Annotated in this window: 19 protein-coding genes, 7 tRNA genes and 4 pseudogenes; 5 read left to right on the forward strand and 25 right to left on the reverse strand. The window is 40.9% G+C overall.

The window, feature by feature from the left end:
• Positions 1–193: 193 nt before the first annotated feature.
• The 3 genes and pseudogenes from ACXN9U_RS11990 to ACXN9U_RS12000 form a co-directional block, all read right to left on the reverse strand.
• Positions 194–619, reverse strand: a complete 426-nt coding sequence (locus ACXN9U_RS11990) for a MaoC family dehydratase (protein ID WP_060963510.1) — start codon at positions 617–619, stop codon at positions 194–196.
• Positions 620–744: 125 nt separating this feature from the next.
• Positions 745–1,096, reverse strand: a pseudogene (locus ACXN9U_RS11995) (cystatin-like fold lipoprotein); the annotation flags it as partial.
• A gap of 160 nt (positions 1,097–1,256) precedes the next feature.
• On the reverse strand, positions 1,257–1,697 hold the full coding sequence (locus ACXN9U_RS12000; RefSeq protein WP_060963512.1) for a MarR family winged helix-turn-helix transcriptional regulator: 441 nt from the start codon (positions 1,695–1,697) through the stop codon (positions 1,257–1,259).
• 271 nt (positions 1,698–1,968) lie between these two features.
• Between ACXN9U_RS12000 and ACXN9U_RS12005 the strand changes: the two genes are divergently transcribed.
• Both ACXN9U_RS12005 and ACXN9U_RS12010 read left to right on the forward strand, forming a co-directional pair.
• Entirely contained in the window at positions 1,969–2,388 is a 420-nt protein-coding gene (locus ACXN9U_RS12005; protein WP_060963513.1) for an organic hydroperoxide resistance protein, read from the forward strand.
• Positions 2,389–2,467: 79 nt separating this feature from the next.
• Positions 2,468–3,415, forward strand: coding sequence for an alpha/beta hydrolase (locus ACXN9U_RS12010; RefSeq protein WP_489201698.1), 948 nt, complete (start codon positions 2,468–2,470; stop codon positions 3,413–3,415).
• 870 nt (positions 3,416–4,285) lie between these two features.
• Here ACXN9U_RS12010 and ACXN9U_RS12015 read toward each other — a convergent pair.
• From ACXN9U_RS12015 to ACXN9U_RS12045, 7 genes and pseudogenes are all read right to left on the reverse strand, one after another.
• Positions 4,286–4,498, reverse strand: a pseudogene (locus tag ACXN9U_RS12015) (cupin domain-containing protein); the annotation flags it as partial.
• Between the two features lie 98 nt (positions 4,499–4,596).
• Complete coding sequence (locus ACXN9U_RS12020; RefSeq protein WP_489201699.1) at positions 4,597–5,400, reverse strand: alpha/beta fold hydrolase; 804 nt, start codon at positions 5,398–5,400, stop codon at positions 4,597–4,599.
• Between the two features lie 115 nt (positions 5,401–5,515).
• Positions 5,516–5,638: pseudogene (locus ACXN9U_RS12025) on the reverse strand (IS1595 family transposase); the annotation flags it as partial.
• Positions 5,639–6,129: 491 nt separating this feature from the next.
• On the reverse strand, positions 6,130–6,654 hold the full coding sequence (locus ACXN9U_RS12030; protein WP_016937151.1) for an NAD(P)H-dependent oxidoreductase: 525 nt from the start codon (positions 6,652–6,654) through the stop codon (positions 6,130–6,132).
• 182 nt (positions 6,655–6,836) lie between these two features.
• A complete protein-coding gene (locus tag ACXN9U_RS12035; protein WP_082761625.1) occupies positions 6,837–6,965 on the reverse strand; it encodes a phosphatase in 129 nt (42 codons plus the stop codon).
• Positions 6,922–7,050, reverse strand: a pseudogene (locus ACXN9U_RS12040) (tetratricopeptide repeat protein); the annotation flags it as partial. The gene ACXN9U_RS12035 and the pseudogene ACXN9U_RS12040, both read right to left, overlap by 44 nt.
• Before the next feature lie 70 nt (positions 7,051–7,120).
• Positions 7,121–7,762, reverse strand: a complete 642-nt coding sequence (locus ACXN9U_RS12045; RefSeq protein ID WP_016937153.1) for an FMN-dependent NADH-azoreductase — start codon at positions 7,760–7,762, stop codon at positions 7,121–7,123.
• Positions 7,763–7,959: 197 nt separating this feature from the next.
• Between ACXN9U_RS12045 and ACXN9U_RS12050 the strand changes: the two genes are divergently transcribed.
• On the forward strand, positions 7,960–8,463 hold the full coding sequence (locus tag ACXN9U_RS12050; protein ID WP_045925214.1) for an RrF2 family transcriptional regulator: 504 nt from the start codon (positions 7,960–7,962) through the stop codon (positions 8,461–8,463).
• Positions 8,464–8,783: 320 nt separating this feature from the next.
• The gene (locus ACXN9U_RS12055; RefSeq protein WP_420913155.1) at positions 8,784–8,837 is read left to right on the forward strand and encodes a hypothetical protein; all 54 of its coding nucleotides are present in this window, start codon (positions 8,784–8,786) and stop codon (positions 8,835–8,837) included.
• Positions 8,838–9,120: 283 nt separating this feature from the next.
• Here ACXN9U_RS12055 and tmrB read toward each other — a convergent pair whose 3' ends face one another.
• The 10 genes from tmrB to ACXN9U_RS12105 form a co-directional block, all read right to left on the reverse strand.
• Positions 9,121–9,714: a tunicamycin resistance ATP-binding TmrB gene (gene tmrB / locus ACXN9U_RS12060; protein ID WP_060963518.1), complete on the reverse strand. Its 594-nt coding sequence runs from the start codon at positions 9,712–9,714 to the stop codon at positions 9,121–9,123.
• A 57-nt stretch (positions 9,715–9,771) separates the two neighbouring features.
• Positions 9,772–10,158, reverse strand: a complete 387-nt coding sequence (locus ACXN9U_RS12065; protein ID WP_060963519.1) for a cystatin-like fold lipoprotein — start codon at positions 10,156–10,158, stop codon at positions 9,772–9,774.
• A 111-nt stretch (positions 10,159–10,269) separates the two neighbouring features.
• A tRNA-Leu gene (locus tag ACXN9U_RS12070) sits at positions 10,270–10,353 on the reverse strand.
• 62 nt (positions 10,354–10,415) lie between these two features.
• Positions 10,416–10,497: transfer RNA gene (locus tag ACXN9U_RS12075), tRNA-Leu, on the reverse strand.
• 8 nt (positions 10,498–10,505) lie between these two features.
• Positions 10,506–10,581: transfer RNA gene (locus ACXN9U_RS12080), tRNA-Lys, on the reverse strand.
• A 35-nt stretch (positions 10,582–10,616) separates the two neighbouring features.
• Positions 10,617–10,691: transfer RNA gene (locus tag ACXN9U_RS12085), tRNA-Gln, on the reverse strand.
• Positions 10,692–10,702: 11 nt separating this feature from the next.
• A tRNA-Glu gene (locus ACXN9U_RS12090) sits at positions 10,703–10,777 on the reverse strand.
• A 19-nt stretch (positions 10,778–10,796) separates the two neighbouring features.
• A tRNA-Ser gene (locus ACXN9U_RS12095) sits at positions 10,797–10,887 on the reverse strand.
• Positions 10,888–10,890: 3 nt separating this feature from the next.
• Positions 10,891–10,965: transfer RNA gene (locus ACXN9U_RS12100), tRNA-Asn, on the reverse strand.
• Positions 10,966–11,099: 134 nt separating this feature from the next.
• Positions 11,100–11,549: a SprT family protein gene (locus ACXN9U_RS12105; RefSeq protein ID WP_060963540.1), complete on the reverse strand. Its 450-nt coding sequence runs from the start codon at positions 11,547–11,549 to the stop codon at positions 11,100–11,102.
• A gap of 98 nt (positions 11,550–11,647) precedes the next feature.
• On the opposite strand from ACXN9U_RS12105, the gene cmpA reads away from it, so the two are divergent.
• Entirely contained in the window at positions 11,648–11,761 is a 114-nt protein-coding gene (gene cmpA / locus ACXN9U_RS12110) for a cortex morphogenetic protein CmpA (protein WP_003156164.1), read from the forward strand.
• 9 nt (positions 11,762–11,770) lie between these two features.
• Here cmpA and ACXN9U_RS12115 read toward each other — a convergent pair whose 3' ends face one another.
• From ACXN9U_RS12115 to ACXN9U_RS12135, 5 genes are all read right to left on the reverse strand, one after another.
• On the reverse strand, positions 11,771–13,930 hold the full coding sequence (locus ACXN9U_RS12115) for a Tex family protein (protein ID WP_060963541.1): 2,160 nt from the start codon (positions 13,928–13,930) through the stop codon (positions 11,771–11,773).
• Positions 13,931–14,002: 72 nt separating this feature from the next.
• Positions 14,003–14,605 carry a phosphoserine phosphatase RsbX gene (rsbX, locus tag ACXN9U_RS12120; protein WP_060963542.1) on the reverse strand — a complete coding sequence of 201 codons (603 nt, stop codon included), beginning with the start codon at positions 14,603–14,605 and terminating at the stop codon, positions 14,003–14,005.
• Positions 14,605–15,393: an RNA polymerase sigma factor SigB gene (gene sigB, locus ACXN9U_RS12125; protein WP_060963543.1), complete on the reverse strand. Its 789-nt coding sequence runs from the start codon at positions 15,391–15,393 to the stop codon at positions 14,605–14,607. The genes rsbX and sigB overlap by 1 nt, the downstream gene beginning before the upstream one ends.
• On the reverse strand, positions 15,359–15,841 hold the full coding sequence (gene rsbW, locus ACXN9U_RS12130) for an anti-sigma B factor RsbW (protein ID WP_003156173.1): 483 nt from the start codon (positions 15,839–15,841) through the stop codon (positions 15,359–15,361). The genes sigB and rsbW overlap by 35 nt, the downstream gene beginning before the upstream one ends.
• Positions 15,838–16,167 carry an anti-sigma factor antagonist gene (locus tag ACXN9U_RS12135; protein ID WP_016937169.1) on the reverse strand — a complete coding sequence of 110 codons (330 nt, stop codon included), beginning with the start codon at positions 16,165–16,167 and terminating at the stop codon, positions 15,838–15,840. Before ACXN9U_RS12135 ends, rsbW begins: the two co-directional genes overlap by 4 nt.
• Positions 16,168–16,222: the final 55 nt, after the last annotated feature.

The raw sequence follows: 16,222 nt of genomic DNA on the forward strand, positions 1-16,222 counted from the left end.
TAAAACAAAAAGGGACTGGATCATATTGAATCCAGCCCCGTATTGATATTAATTTTTTGATTAAAAAATGGCTTTTCATGAACAAAAAAAGAGCAGACTCAGAGTCCACTCAATTAATTAAGATGATTGCTCAATTCATCCAGACACCTATAAAAAATGAAAGGTGACGATGATATGCCACCACAAAGGTCATTTAGCGTTTAATTAATACTGATAACTCACCTTCAAACACTTTTTCCTCTTTCTGATTATAGGTAGATAACAATACAGTAAGTATCCCCGTCTGGCTTTTATTTGGTTTTTTATCAATAACCTTAACAATAGTGTTCAGTTTATCATTAGGGTAAACGGGTACTAGGAATTTTATATTATTCATTCCTGTCCCAGCAATAATATCGTCTTCATGACACCCTTCTTCAATCCAAAGCTTAAAAGTAATAGATAACGTTTGTATTCCAGAAGCAATAATTCCATTAAATCTGCCCATTTTTGCTTTTTCTTCATTTAAATGCATGTATTGTGGGTCATACACTTCTGCAAAATTCATTATATTCTCTTTTGTTAATTCAAAAGATTTAGTTTGAAAAACCTGCCCGATGGTGAATTCATCCAACTTCATAAATAAATCTCCTAGAATCTAAACTTTATTATTAAATCTACGTAGCATTTTAACATACTGGCTCTCACACAACAACTTAACGGTAAAACAATTGTTCCCCTATCAGGAATGAACAAGCACATTGTTTTTGTTTCCTTGCCTTTAACCTCTTTATAATCAGGTGTTTTCTTATAAAGACCAAGGCGGTCGCCATCACCATCACCCAGCATATGTGCCATTTCCTCATAAGAATCTCCAAGCTTCTCATAATAAGAATAAGCAGTCAGCCTACGAGAACTTTCTTCTGGCTGATAAAACGCAAGTTGAATATATTTCCCGTCATCATATACACGAATTATGGCGTTATCTCTTTTGTGCTCATCTGAATCTGCTCGCATTTCTTTTCTGACTTTCTTCTCCTGCTTCATCACTTCATTAATCATTATCATATTTACTACCGCCGCACGCAGTCAGCAGAAGGATGAAGGTGACTGACAAATCATACGACCTACTATAAGTAAGTGGACAGTAACAGATAAATTTTTATAAACAAAAAATACCAAGGGTATCAAAACCCTTGGTATCATTGATGCGGCCGAGAGGACTTGAATCTCCGCGGGTTATTCACCCGCTAGGCCCACCATCTATATTCATAAAACTATTGCTCAGTTGTCAGCATGTTAAGTAAATTACGAATTTCCTTGTTATAACTTTTAATTTCTTCTTCATTACAACCGGTTTTATCAAATACTGCATTAGGAATCAATGTGACTTTTTCTTTAAACTCATTCCCTTCAGTTGTTAACGTAATAATTACACTTCGTTCATCCTCTTTTGAACGCTCTCTTATAATAAGACCTCGCTCCTCAAGTCGTTTTAAAACTGGAGTTAATGTTCCGGAGTCTAGATATAATTCTTCGCCTAAACCTTTAACAGATATTTTTTCCTTCTCCCACAAAACAAGAAGAACCAAATACTGCGGATAAGTAATTCCTAATTCTTTTAAGAGAGGATGGTATAACTTTATCATTTCACGGGAAGCTGCATAAATCGCAAAACATAGATGATTACTTAACAGTAATTTATCATCCTTCTTCATGTTAAATCCCTCACAATATTTATATTCATTATTACACATAATAGCACAAGAATTACATTAAGTAAAATTGAATGACTAACAATTTAATTAATCATAACTTATACTATGATCTCCTATTTTCTCAATATGGTTATTATGTACACTAACTTTAAACTGCCATTTAATTACGAATTTAAATTGAGAACAATTGAATTTTTAAAAATTTAATTGACAACGCTAGTTATATTGATTAAAATTCAATTGTGTTAAATTTAATTTATAGGAGTGTTTGATGATGACAGTATATTTTACAGCAGAAGCTACAACGAAAGGCGGAAGAGAAGGTCATGTAAAATCTAATGATCTTATGATTGATTTGGATTTAGCTATGCCAAAACCAAATCAAGTATCCACGGCGACAAATCCAGAACAATTATTTGCGGCAGGCTATTCAGCTTGTTATGACAGTGCTCTTCATTTAGCAGCCCAAAGAAAACGATTAAAAATCGAATCAGCAGTTACTGGTAAAGTAAGTTTATTAAAAGATGAAAGTGATAATGGTTATAAACTCGGAGTTGTTTTGGAGGTGGAAATTCAAGGGGTATCTCAAGAGCAAGCAGAAGAATTAACACATGCAGCTCATCAAGTATGTCCATATTCTAAAGCTACTCGCGGAAATATTGATGTACAAATCATTACAACAGCAATGTAAGACAAAAGATGCCAAGATGGAATAAAAAATAATGATTAAAACATATAGGTGACCAACCTTCAAATAAGGAGTGAGATTTATGTTAAAGAAAGTACAATTAGAAAAAGCAGCTCAAGAATTTGCAGAAGCAACCGCGAACCCACCCTATCTATTCGACCTTGGACCTGAGAAAGGACGAGAAGCTGTAGATGAGGTCCAATCTGACCCAATTGATAAACTGCCAGTTGATATTGAAGATATTATGATTTCAGGAGGACCGAGCGGACAGGTATCAGTAAGAATAATGCGCCCACAGAATGCGCCTGCGCACCTTCCTGTCATCGTGTACATTCATGGGGCCGGCTGGGTATTTGGTAATGAGCATACACATGATCGGCTCATCCGTGAGCTAGCAGTTGGAGCACAAGCTGCTATTGTCTTTCCAAATTACACCTTATCTCCAGAAGCAAAATATCCGACAGCCATTGAAGAAATCTATGCAGTAGTGAAGTGGGCAGCTGAAAATGGCCGTGAGAACGGCATGATTCCCGAGAGTCTAACAATTGCAGGTGATAGTGTTGGAGGCAATATGACTGCTGCTGTCACGCTAATGGCCAAAGCACGAGGTGACTTGAATATCCGACAACAATTACTTTTCTATCCGGTAACAGACGCTTCTTTCGATACGGAATCCTATCACCAGTTTGCTACAGGATACTTTTTACGCAAGGACGCGATGATGTGGTTTTGGGATCAGTACACAACCAATTCGAATGAGCGTGCTGAAATTACAGCATCACCTCTACGTGCAACTTCTGAGCAGCTTCAAGGGCTCCCGCCTGCATTGATTATCACAGCTGAAGCTGATGTACTTCGTGACGAGGGAGAAGCATATGCCAATAAACTTCGTGAAGCTGGTGTTCCGGTCACTGCCGTACGTTTCCAAGGTATCATTCACGATTTCGTGATGCTCAACGCCTTAGCTAAAACTGAAGCTGCGCGCGGAGCAATTGATCTTGCCACAGCCTGGTTGCGTAAAGGGTTTTAATTCACATTGTTTCGTCACATAGAGGCCGCTGCAAAAAAATAAAAAACAAACAGATCCACTCAAATAATTGAGTGGATCGTATATTGATTTAATCACTTATCGCAAATATATTCACGTTGGAATAATGGAACTTTTGATGAGCTTTTTAATCAAAAAGAGAAACATCCAACAGATCATACCAGCCAAAGCGGTTAGTGATATATCCTTGGGCTGTGGTTGGTATTTTCTGCAGACTATTTGGAGAAATGATTCCCCTTCATACAGCTCTATTGTGAATATTATCACATTCGAAAACAAACTTTTATTTCTCCAAAGTATCCTAAACCTTTAATATTAGTTCTTCCATTACGGCTTCCAATATGTTTATTATAAGATTGAGGTCGTTCCTAAGAATTATTTACTGATTCTATCTTTATTACCCCACAATCAGGTGAAACAAAACACTATAAACGTAGCATACCTTTTTAAAATCTGACAAGCCCAACAGGGTGATAGAAACCCGGCTAAAGCCCAGCTAGTCATTGGATAGAAGAAATTTTTTTGTTTTTCCCAAGGAATAACCGTCTGTGTTTAATCTTGCCCAATTAGAAAGAAAAAGAGCAGGAGTAATCCTGCTCTTTCATTCAAAACTTTAATTTGTATGAAGAATTTCGTATACCTTTTCGACTTTCTTTACCTATTAATCAGTATGCAGACTACAACAGAAATAAGTAGCACCGGGTATGAAATAATGGATGCATTTAAACAGGCCAATCACCGACAATTGAATTTATTGCATGACACCTAACAAAATTATTTTTTAAATCCAGCTGGAAATAAAGAAACATTTCTTAGGTAATGATTTTATTTTTGATCGGCTATTTCTTACAGCTAAATCCAGATATCATTTTCAGCTGTTTGATCAGTTATTTCTTGCCCGGTATTCACAACACCTTTAGGTTCTGCAAGCAAAATTTCACACTCTGATTCTGCATAAGGTTTATGTTCAACATTTTTCGGTATGACAAACATTTCACCTTCATTTAATTTTACTTCTCCATCATGAAATTCAATGATTAAATTATCCCCAATGACAATAAAGACTAATAATTACTAAAATTTTAGCAAACCCCAATATTCATTATCTCAATTATTGTTTAACTAACTGGTAATTGTAACAGTAAACTCATGTTTATGAAAAGTTATAACACCCGAAAATTTTCCAATTCAAGTCTGTTTAACCAGTTATGAACCAATGAATTAAATACATCGGTTTGTTCGATTTGCAGGTTGTGACCAGCCATATCAAGTACTGCAAAAGTTGCCCTTGGGTAATCTTCGAGTAGTCGCCATGCATCGTGGTATCCGACTACATTGTCCTGACGCCCTGTGATAATTAGCGTGGGATACTCAAGTTTAGATGAAATATCGAAGGTAAACCCATATCCATTTTGACGAATGTTGTTTATGAATTCATAATTTGTTTGTTTAGAAGGAAGTAAAATTTCATTTCGAAACCTCTCCCATTCAGTTTTACCTTGCACAATCCCCATAGAGCAAAATTCATCCGCCTCCTCTGAAGACAAATGTGATATCAAGTCGCTGTCTCTTTTTAAAACAGTCTTCTGCGGTACTACCCTTTCATCGAATTCGGGTATAGTTAATGGTGCCATCAGCAGTAATCCACGAACTGTTTCCTGACGTGAACGAACGATACCTCTGGCAATGTACCCTCCATATGAATTACCACAAACAATAAACTGTTGATCAGGAATAATTTCGTCCAAAAGACGCAATATCGCTTCTAAAATATCATCAGAGTTCCGAATAGACGGTTGTGGCTTAGAATGTCCCATACCCGGTAAGTCTATGTATATTCTCTTCCAACCGCTTCGTTTCTCGAATAACGGTTCCATTGCATGTAACATCACCTGATGGTCAAGTGTCCAACCATGCAACATAACGATCGGATATCCCTCTCCAATTACTTTATGGTAAATCGACATGTATTTGTTTCCCCTTCCCTGTAATCCTAATGTTTCGTTATGAACATTTAATCTTTTCATATATTTATCACAATTTTAACAAACTTTTAACTGAACTTGGTAAGTTGAACAAGGATTAAACATTGAATTTTGACAATCGCAAACTGTCATATGTGTCCGTCATATCAAAAGAATCTGTAATGTGTTGTTTAGCGCTTTCGTTACGGCGACTATCGACAAATAAGAACCAAGCAAAGTATTGGCCAGATACGTTGAATATTTTGATCACTTTGAACTTTAATTAAGTGGGCAGTTTGTGAGCAGTAGATCATTTAAAAATAAGCACAAAAAAATACCAAGGATCTCTCTATTACCCTAGGTATCATTGATGCGGCCGAGAGGACTTGAACCTTCACGGGTTATTCACCCGCTGGGCCCTCAACCTAGTAAAAACCTATCATGAGTTACAAAAACTTTTATTCAAAGCATCTGTTTATTTTATTTATACTTATTTTCATCATTTTTCATGAATTCTGAGCACAAATTGGGCACCGATTAGAGACCAAGGAACTCTACATTTCATCAAGAAATATGTACTCATTGCCCTGTTGTAATTAGTTTTAAGCCCTCGCTCTATGCCCCCTGCATTCAGTATTCGATGTAACTTTGAAATTAAGTTTATTAAAATCTATCACAAACCCTTATTTTCACAACACATAATTTGTTTCAGCCTCCCTTGCGAATACCGGATCAATGCTCAGCTTTAAGATAGTCAACCAATTTCTCCGCACTGTTCTTAACATCTTCTTTTGAAAGGTGAAGTGTCCCATATTGTGTAAAGGCAGGAAGAAAACGCATTCCTATATAGTTAGCAGTGACTTGAAACGGTCTGATAAGCTCGCTGATCGTGATATTATATTCTCCGCCTGCTTGATAATCAGATTCCGGTGCGCCTAAGGAGATAGCTAAGAGCAGTTCTTTTCCATGCAATTTAGTACCTCCAGTTCCATAAGCCCAGCCATGTGTTAACACATCATCTTCCCATTGTTTGAGTAACGCGGGACTGCTGTACCAATACATTGGGAACTGAAAAACGATACGCTCATGATCTAACAGGAGCTGCTGCTCTTTTTCTACATCAATGATAAAATTAGGGTATTCACCGTACAGGTCATGAACCGTAATGTCATTCTCTTGCTTTAAACGATTCATCCAGGTTTTGTTGACAGCGGACGTTTCCAAATTAGGGTGTATAACGATAACCAATGTTTTCATTTGACTGATTATCCTTTCTTCGCCGATTAGTTATTATTGCTTTTGCGATAATGAATTGATTCTAATTTTAAAATAGCAACTTTATTACACCTATTTTATCCCTTTTCATAAATTCAGGGCAACTAATTGGGCAGCAATTATAGTCAAAAAAAGGCCTACCCTTTTAAAAAGATTAAGCCTTTTTAGTACCCTCGTGCGCCTACCCTATCAGCAGCCACTTTGACTTCTGTACATTGATCATCTTGCAAATAAGTTATTGAAAATACACTACTTAAAATCTCCGCTGTCAAAAGAATCCGCCTGATTTTCATTAATAATCTCCCCTTGTTTAATTTTTCGTCTTGCTTCAATACTCATACGATAATATTCATTAGAGAGCATTAAATTTCCTTTTTGTATTAATTTAGGAAGGAGGGCTCGACCAATTACTCCAGTCCCCCAGCAACAATGATCTTCATACTATTTCTTATTTACCTGCTAATCTTGAAGCAGCTTCTTCAACTTCTTTATTTGCTTTTTGTAATACACCCTCCGGATTTAGTACATCTGTTCCTTGCACTCGGATAGTTTGATAATCCTCAATACCTAAGAAATTGAACATTGATTTCAGGTATTTATGAGAGTATTCAACTTCTGTATACCAATCATTATTTGTATAGATTCCTCCACTTGCTTGGATGACAAGCATTCTTCGTCCGTCTTTAAGCAGACCCACTGAGCCAGTGTCCGTATATTTAAATGTTTCACGTGCGATCATGATATTGTCCATATAGTCTTTTAATTTTGATGGAATATTGAAATTATGCAAAGGTAAAACGATGACATATGTTTTTGCGCTTTTGAATTGTTCCAATACTTCTGTCATGCGTTCTGTTACTTTTTGTTCCTCGCTTGTCAGTTCTTCGCCCTTGCCTGCCTTTTCCCATGCGCTTAAAACTGTTTTATCAATCATAGGCACTTCATCACTATATAAGTTAATTTGCTCAAGCTCTTCACTCTCTGGAATTAATTCTTTGTAAGCCTCTAAAAAGTGGTTCATTACCCCTAAACTGTATGACGATGTATCATCTACTTTTGGATGTGCGTTAATGATAAGTGTTTTGCTCATTTGAAACTCTCCTTTTAATTTATATTAAAGACTAAGTTAATCGACGATTAATCCGATCTCTAATATAAACCCTGTATTTTTTTTTGTCAAACGGAACAAATAATATACCTAAAGAAGGGTTTTATGATTGACTATCACCAAAAATACTCCTAAGATACAATGTGATAACCCTTAAAATCAAAAGCAGGTGAGTTTATATGCAGTATAGTGTTGGGGTTGAATATGCTTTACATTGCCTGGTTTATTTAATAGATGTTCCCTCCAAGGAAAGTGTCGGGATTCGGGACCTTGCAGAGTTCCAAGGACTTTCAGAAACATTTCTTTCAAAAGTTTTCGGTAAATTATCTAAAGCTGGTATTGTAAATTCTGTCCCTGGTGTAAAGGGAGGATATAGGTTAGCAAAAACCCCAGAAGATATTTCCTTTTGGGATGTAATAGAGGCTGTTGAAGGGCCAAAACCCATTTTTCAATGTAAAAATATTGTAAGCAATGGTCTGCTTTATCGAGACAAATGCAACTCCTGTGAATCCAGCAATTCCTCTTGTACAATTAACTTGGTAATGCTTGAAGCAGAAGAACACATGCGTAAGTATCTTCGTAATAAAACGCTCGCATGGTTAAATAAAGAATTGGACGTAGTATTGCCTAAAAAAACTAGGATAGATACTCGGGAATACTTCATAAAAAAAAGCTCTGACTAAATTAATGAGTCAGAGCTTTTTTGTGCTTAAAGATGCCTTTAAACAAGAATAACAATCTTCTTATTTAACGGACTAATTTCAAAAAAGGAAGGAGAAATGTAAAATGAAAGCATGAATGACACTGTATCTTAGGCTCGCTTGAGGAATTAGCTTTTTAACTTCTGCTGCCGATCGATTCGGAATATGGGGGGACACCTGGCAAGCCTAATGTCGTATAGGGAAATATTGAAAATTACACGGATGATGTTGCTGCCTTAACTCCTTTTATACCAGATGCTCTTGTACCGATAGCAGGATGGATAGCAACTATTTTTGAAACCATCTTAGGAATACTTTTGATCATTGGTTTCAAAACAAGAATAACTGCTGTATGAGTGGTGCTATGTTGATTATTTTCGCTCTAGGTTTAACAGTAGGAACAGGTTTTAAGACTTCCTCTTGACTATTCTGTCTGCATCTGCAGGTGCATTCATATTAATTAATTTAAAAAATACCCTATAGTATAGATGCTTTACTGATGAAAAAAACTATAGAGGCTAAATCATTTTCACTAGAGTCAGACAAATAGCCCTCAAACCTCCAAAAAATAGGGAAAGAAATATTGAAGCATAAAAAAGGAGCAGACTAAAGTCTACTCGGGCTTTCTGTGCGGAATCTTTATTTAATGCGGATATGATTTAGCTTTACCATCAATCTGTCGGTGAACCTTCGGAGGCTGCCCCTCGTATCAGGGTCTAATGGAAGATTGGCTCTTGCGGCTATGGTTTCTGCCACCTCCTGAATCGACATGTTGTCTGTTTGGAGGTGATCCGCAAAAACTGGTGATGACAATCCTTCAATGCAACGGCCGATTTGTTTGGCGGCCCATGAATTTTTTCCTTCTGCTCTTGTGCGCAGCCGTTTTAACAAGGCTTCCTTTGAAGCCATTAGTGTAAAGTGGTGAACCGTCTGACCGTCATGTCTAAGTCTGCCGATGATCTCATAAAAGTATTCAGGATGTACAATCGTCATAGGCACAATGATGATGCCACGGTATGTATCGGTCAGAGAGGCTAACAGGCGGTTATTGAACGTCCGCCATAAGGGATAGCTTTGAAAATCGTCTTCCGCGATCTCCGGCGGTATCATGGAGCGCAGCGCAAAACCCATCTTCTCAGGATCATACACATAAGATGCTTTCAGCCTTCTGTGCAGTTCGAAGGCGGTTTGTGTTTTTCCAGAACCGAAAGCCCCGTTTATCCAAATGATCATCTCCATTTCTCCCTTCTTATTTATCATACAAAAAAAGCCTCGAGCAGACATATAAATCTACTCTTCCAACTTTGTTTCTTTTCCTTTAACTTCTTCATAATCAGGTGTTTTCTTATACAGATCAAGTCGGTCGCCATCCCCATCACCCGGCATATGTGCCATTTCCTCAAAAGAATCTCCAAGCTTCTCATAATAAGAATAGGTAGTAAGCTTGCGAGAACTTTCTTCTGGCTGATAAAACGCAAGTTGAATATACTTCCCGTCATCATATACACGAATTATGGCGTTATCTCTCTTGTACTCATCAGAAGCAGCTCTCATTTCTTTTCTGGCTTTCTTCTTCTGCTTAATTACTTCATTAATTGCATTATCATATTTACTACCGCCGCACGCAGTCAGCAGAAGCAAAGCGAATATATTAAGGAAAATAAAAAGGTTCTTCAAAAAGAGATAGCTGACAAATCATACGACCTACTATAAATAAGTGGACAGTAACAGATAAATGTCTATAAACAAAAAATACCAAGGGTATCTAAACCCTTGGTATCATTGGGATGCGGCCGAGAGGACTTGAACCTCCACGGGTTATTCACCCACTAGGCCCTCAACCTAGCGCGTCTGCCATTCCGCCACGACCGCGTGCTATGAAGCTGTTTTTCCACTAAGCATGTAAGCTAGTGTTCAGCATTTTGAAAAGAAAGTGCGGGTGAAGGGACTCGAACCCCCACGTCGTAAGACACTAGATCCTAAGTCTAGCGCGTCTGCCAATTCCGCCACACCCGCGTGACAAGTGGTGAGCCATGAAGGACTCGAACCTTCGACCCTCTGATTAAAAGTCAGATGCTCTACCAACTGAGCTAATGGCTCGCTCTATAAAAGTGATTCAAAATTTTAAAATAAAATGGCTGGGCTAGCTGGATTCGAACCAACGCATGACGGAGTCAAAGTCCGTTGCCTTACCGCTTGGCTATAGCCCAACGAAGGTAAATGGTGACCCGTACGGGATTCGAACCCGTGTTACCGCCGTGAAAGGGCGGTGTCTTAACCGCTTGACCAACGGGCCGTCTGGTTGAGAACTTATCTGGCGGAGAAGGAGGGATTTGAACCCTCGCGCCGCTTACGCGACCTACACCCTTAGCAGGGGCGCCTCTTCAGCCACTTGAGTACTTCTCCATATGGCTCCACAGGCAGGATTCGAACCTGCGACCGATCGGTTAACAGCCGATAGCTCTACCACTGAGCTACTGTGGAATAATCAGACTTCCTTCATTATAAATGATGCGACATATTGTGTCAATAAGCAACATTTATTTTTTGAGAAAGTGTCGTTGTCTCTCAACGACTTTTATAATTTAACATAGAACATTAAAATGAGTCAAGCCTTTTTAAAAAAATCTTTTGATTTTTCCTCTGCATTTTCCGCAGGCATATCTTTCCGGATTCATTGCCCGCTTCTTTATATACTGTTGGCCGCAGGCCGTGCATCTATACATATATGTTTTCTTTTGTGTCTTTTTTGTTTGGAGCGGCGTGCAGAATCTCGGCGCTCCGACTTTCTGAAGCAGGTCTCTGAAGTCTTTGTCTCTGTGCTTGTACCCTTTTCCTTCAAGGTGAAGGTGATAATGGCAAAGCTCGTGTTTGATGATGCCTACCAGCTCGCTCTGGCCGTGTTCGAGCAGATATTTGCGGTTTAATTCGATGTTATGGGAAGACAGCATGTACCGGCCGCCTGTCGTTTTCAGCCGGTCATTGAAAAAGGCCCGGTGACGGAACGGCTTCCCGAAATCCTGTGCAGAGATGTCTTCCGTCAGCTTTTGAAGTTGTTCGTTATCCATATGTGCACCCCGCTTAAAAACATCGAACGGGACAATTTACCGTTCGCATACAATATGTTAAAACCGCCCTCTAACTAAAAGCTGAGGAGGAATGAGCCATGCCGAATTGGCTGATGAAACAAATGCAAAAAGCGTTTTTAGAAAAGGACAATTATCAAATCAAACTGCTGAACCAGTGCTGGTATTTCTACAGAAAAAAACACTGCTCGTAAGCAGTGCTTTTATTTTACCATAGACAGCGACACCCTGCCTTTTTGCACGTCCACCCCTTCGACCCATACGGTGACAATGTCTCCGACCGATACGATGTCGAGAGGATGTTTGACGAACTGATTGCTCAGTTTTGAGATGTGCACAAGCCCGTCTTGCTTGACGCCGATATCGACGAAAGCGCCGAAATCTACAACGTTGCGGACGGTGCCCTGCAATTCCATTCCTTCCTTTAAATCCTCAAGCTGCAGAACGTCTTTTTTCAGCAAAGGCTTCGGCACTTCGTCACGGGGATCGCGTTCCGGCCTTGTCAGCTGTTCGCAAATATCTGCAAGTGTAATTTCCCCTATACCGAGCTCCTCAGCCGTCTCAGACAGCGGCAGTGCGCTGATTTTCTCTTTTACGTCCGCGCTTCCGATCTGATCTGCAGTGAGCTGCAGTTTTTTGAGCAGCGCCTTTGTCTCTTTATAGCTTTCCGGGTGTATCCCGGTGCGGTCAAGCGGCTCCTGGCCTCCGGGCACTCTCAAGAAGCCGATGCATTGTTCATATGTTTTTGCGCCGAGGCGCGGGATTTCTTTCAGCTCTTTACGATTTGTAAATTTGCCGAGTTCTTCCCTTTTTTTGACGATATTGCCGGCGACGGTTTTGGATAATCCGGCTACATATTGAAGCAGCGCGGCGGATGCTGTGTTGACATTTACCCCGACTTGGTTGACGACGGTTTCTACGACAAAACGGAGAGATTCGTTTAATTGCTTTTGGCTGACATCATGCTGGTATTGCCCGACACCGACGGATTTAGGATCAATTTTTACAAGCTCGGCCAGCGGGTCCTGCAATCTCCGCGCGATGGAGACGGCGCTGCGCTCTTCGACTTGAAAATCCGGAAATTCCTCACGGGCGATTTCTGACGCGGAATACACGCTTGCTCCAGCCTCATTGACGATGACGTAATAAATGTCCCGCTCTGTTTCTTTTAACACATCAACGACGAATTGCTCTGTCTCCCTTGATGCCGTTCCGTTTCCGATCGCCACAACCTCGACTTCGTACCGGTCCAGCAATTCTTTGATTTTTTTCCGGGCTTCCGCTGTCTTTTTGACGGGAGCGTGCGGATAAATGACGTCGATTTTCAGCACTTTTCCCGTCTCGTCAACGACTGCCAGTTTGCACCCCGTACGGAAGGCCGGATCGACGCCGAGCACGACTTTTCCCTTCATCGGCGGCTGCAGCAGGAGCTTACGCAGGTTTTCAGCGAAAATATGGATCGCCTGCGCGTCTGCTTTTTCTGACAACTCTTTGCGGATGTCACGCTCAATAGCCGGCTGGATCAGGCGTTTGTAACTGTCCTCAATGGCTTCTTTCAGCGTTTCTTTCACAGGCGTTTCACGGTGTTTGATGATTTGCTTTTCTAAATAAGCTTTTATCTGATCGGCGGGCGGTTCGATCGCAATCTTTAAAATGCCTTCTTTTTCACCGCGGTTCATCGCGAGCACTCTGTGAGGAACGACCTTTTGAATCGGCTCTTCGTACTCATAGTACATTTCATAGACGTTTTTCTCGTCGTCTGCGGCTGACTTGCCTGCCGCGGATGTGAGAATTCCTTTTTTATACGTTTCCTGGCGGATCCACTTTCTGAAATGAGGATCATCCGAGATTTGTTCGGCTATGATGTGCTTCGCGCCTTCAATAACTTCTTCCCTTGTGGCGACTTCCTTTTCTGCATTGATATATTGATCAGCGGTTTCGTGAAGACGGTTGTCTTTCGGGAGTGAAAGAATATAGTCCGCAAGCGGTTCAAGCCCTTTGCTTTTGGCGACGGTCGCTTTTGTTTTCCGTTTTTGTTTAAAGGGACGGTATAAATCCTCGACTTCCTGAAGCTTGGCCGCATGTTCGATTTTTTGCTTCAGTCCGTCCGTCAGCTTGTCCTGTTCGGCGATCAATCTGATGACTTCTTCTTTCCGCTGCGTCAGGTTTTGTATGTACTGCCACCGCTCGGAGATTGCCTGAATCTGCACCTCATCCATTGAACCGGTCTGCTCTTTTCGGTACCGCGCAATAAACGGAACGGTATTGCCGTCTTCAAGCAGGCGGATGACACTTTCGACATGTTTTTGGGATAACGCTGTTTCTTCAGCAATTTGTTTTTTCAAAAGGGCTAATGTTTCCATCTCACCAAAGCCTCCATCTCTTCATTCTTTCTCTAGTGTATCAAAAAACGGCGGAACATAAAAAAAGCAGCCTTACGATAAAAGCTGCCCGAGAATATAGGTCAAATCATCACGTCTGGATGTTGTGTACGGATGAATTGATTTTGATATATCTTCTATTGAGTGTCCCTGCTTTAAGCAGGTGCGGATATGCGGAACCTCCAGCCCATCCGTGTAGATGATGAATGTCGCCCCTTTTTCGTATGATGACGTATACGTTTTGTATTTTTGCGGTTTGCCTGAGAGGTAACCCGAAATCGGGAGCGGATGAAAGACTTCGCCTGATGGGGAGTGCAGAAAGAAACGGACATTCCCGATCGAACAGTATGTCAGTTCTCTTTTGGTGAAATTGATTTTTAAGATGGAGGCAGTCGCCCCTCTTTTGTTTTTCATCGCTTGGTTACAGCGCTCAATGATGCTTTCCACATCCTCATCCGCATATGCTTCCACGATGTCTTTAATAGCTGAGGAGGATTCGTTGGCAAGGGATCCGCTGCCGAGACCGTCGGCTACCGCGCAAACCAATTCCTCTTCATCCGCCTTCATGAAAAAGCTGTCCCCGCATATGGACTTGCCTTCTTTATTTAATTGGTATACAAGAGTTTGAACATGTTCGTTTTCTTCAACCTGAATCATTACATTAGCTCCATGGAGGGATCTCCAATCAAGGCCTCTCTCAGTTTTTTCACCGCTTTCCGCTGAAGGCGCGAGACGTGCATTTGAGATATTCCGAGAATGTCCCCTGTTTCTTTTTGGCTTTTATTTTGCACAAATGTTAGATCGATAATTTGTTTTTCGCGTTCAGACAGCACATGAAGCACGCTTTGGATCATCATCTGCTGGTTGACGCGTTCGTATCCTTCCTCGTGCGAACCGACGATATCAAGGATCGTGACGGTGCTTCCGTCTGCATCCGCTTCGATGCTGTGATCGACAGACAGCGCCTGATAGCTTTTTCCCATCTCCATCGTTTCAAGCACTTCCTCTTCTGACACATCGAGAAAGGCTGCGATTTCTTCGACTTTCGGCGACCGCTGTGTCTCTGTCGTCAGCTGATCCACCGCCATTTTAATGCGCGGCCCGAGTTCCTTAATTCGTCTCGGGACGTGTACACTCCATGTTTTATCTCGGAGAAAGCGTTTGATCTCGCCGATAATGGTCGGAATCGCAAATGCCTCAAAGGATTTGCCGACCTCCGGATCATAGCGTTTAATGGCGCCGAGAAGCCCGATCATCCCGACCTGGCGGAGATCCTCGTGAAAGCTTTTTCCTTTTGAATATTTCTTTGCCAGCATTTCGACGAGATTGGTATACACCTCGACGAGTGTCTCCTGGGCTTTTTTATTATCATTTATTTGAAAGTCGCGTATGAGCCGATCAACTTCATCTTTAGTTAGTTTCGTAGTTTTTGATGGTTGTGCCATGATCAACTCGCTCCCCATTTAAATACTTTGTCATCGCCACGGTTACGCCAGAGTTGCTTTGAACTTTGACTTCATCCATGAGCGTTTCCATTAAATATAGACCGAGTCCTCCTTCTGACAATTGATCGACTGTGTGCGAAGGTGTGTACGGCCCGAGATCCTGCTGCTTCTGATCAAAATCAAAGCTGTCTCCCTGATCGGCGACAATGACCTCCAGCCGGTCCTCAAACACACCGAACCGCACGGATACTTCTCCCTTGTTTTCATCTTTGTATGCATGCTGGACAGCGTTTGTACAAGCTTCGCTGACAGCGATTTTCAAATCTTCAATGTCATCGTAGGTATAGCCCATTCTGCTGGCGACACCTGATAATGTAAGCCTGACGATCCCTACGTATTCCGGTTCAGCCGGAATTTTCATCTCAATATAATCAACTGATGTACTCATTGCACGCCACCTTCTGACTTTGCCGAAATGTCGATGATGTCCTTAAGCCCCGTAATTTCAAACAGACGGACGAGCCGATCGGAAAGATTCTCAAGCTTCAAAGAACCGCCTTCCTTGCTCACCGTTTTAAACACGCCTACAAAAACGCCTAAACCCGTACTGTCCATATAGTTTACATCTTTTAAGCAGATTCTCATGTTTTTCCCCTCGTTTGCCAAGGGCATCAGCTTTTCACGAACCACCGGAGCTGAGTATACATCGATTTCCCCAGCGATATTGATTTGTATATCTGAAAGATTCTCCTTCATATCTACCGTTAAATTCATCGTATCACCTCTGAAAGTTATCCTTACTCGTGCTAATGGCTTTTTACCCGTGCTG

The sequence above is a fragment of the Bacillus sp. BACIII genome, assembly GCF_057836745.1.

Bases quoted from the DNA above. Each gene is read 5' to 3' on its own strand.
- ACXN9U_RS12135 (WP_016937169.1), bottom strand. From the start codon at position 16,167: ATGAATTTAACGGTAGATATGAAGGAGAATCTTTCAGATATACAAATC.
- ACXN9U_RS12030 (WP_016937151.1), bottom strand. From the start codon at position 6,654: ATGAAAACATTGGTTATCGTTATACACCCTAATTTGGAAACGTCCGCT.
- ACXN9U_RS12105 (WP_060963540.1), bottom strand. From the start codon at position 11,549: ATGGATAACGAACAACTTCAAAAGCTGACGGAAGACATCTCTGCACAG.
- ACXN9U_RS12115 (WP_060963541.1), bottom strand. From the start codon at position 13,930: ATGGAAACATTAGCCCTTTTGAAAAAACAAATTGCTGAAGAAACAGCG.
- sigB (WP_060963543.1), bottom strand. From the start codon at position 15,393: ATGGCACAACCATCAAAAACTACGAAACTAACTAAAGATGAAGTTGAT.
- ACXN9U_RS12005 (WP_060963513.1), top strand. From the start codon at position 1,969: ATGATGACAGTATATTTTACAGCAGAAGCTACAACGAAAGGCGGAAGA.
- ACXN9U_RS12020 (WP_489201699.1), bottom strand. From the start codon at position 5,400: ATGTCGATTTACCATAAAGTAATTGGAGAGGGATATCCGATCGTTATG.
- ACXN9U_RS12035 (WP_082761625.1), bottom strand. From the start codon at position 6,965: ATGAAAATCAGGCGGATTCTTTTGACAGCGGAGATTTTAAGTAGTGTA.
- rsbX (WP_060963542.1), bottom strand. From the start codon at position 14,605: ATGATTCAGGTTGAAGAAAACGAACATGTTCAAACTCTTGTATACCAA.
- ACXN9U_RS12045 (WP_016937153.1), bottom strand. From the start codon at position 7,762: ATGAGCAAAACACTTATCATTAACGCACATCCAAAAGTAGATGATACA.
- tmrB (WP_060963518.1), bottom strand. From the start codon at position 9,714: ATGATCATTTGGATAAACGGGGCTTTCGGTTCTGGAAAAACACAAACC.
- rsbW (WP_003156173.1), bottom strand. From the start codon at position 15,841: ATGAGTACATCAGTTGATTATATTGAGATGAAAATTCCGGCTGAACCG.
- ACXN9U_RS12010 (WP_489201698.1), top strand. From the start codon at position 2,468: ATGTTAAAGAAAGTACAATTAGAAAAAGCAGCTCAAGAATTTGCAGAA.
- cmpA (WP_003156164.1), top strand. From the start codon at position 11,648: ATGCCGAATTGGCTGATGAAACAAATGCAAAAAGCGTTTTTAGAAAAG.
- ACXN9U_RS11990 (WP_060963510.1), bottom strand. From the start codon at position 619: ATGAAGTTGGATGAATTCACCATCGGGCAGGTTTTTCAAACTAAATCT.
- ACXN9U_RS12000 (WP_060963512.1), bottom strand. From the start codon at position 1,697: ATGAAGAAGGATGATAAATTACTGTTAAGTAATCATCTATGTTTTGCG.
- ACXN9U_RS12050 (WP_045925214.1), top strand. From the start codon at position 7,960: ATGCAGTATAGTGTTGGGGTTGAATATGCTTTACATTGCCTGGTTTAT.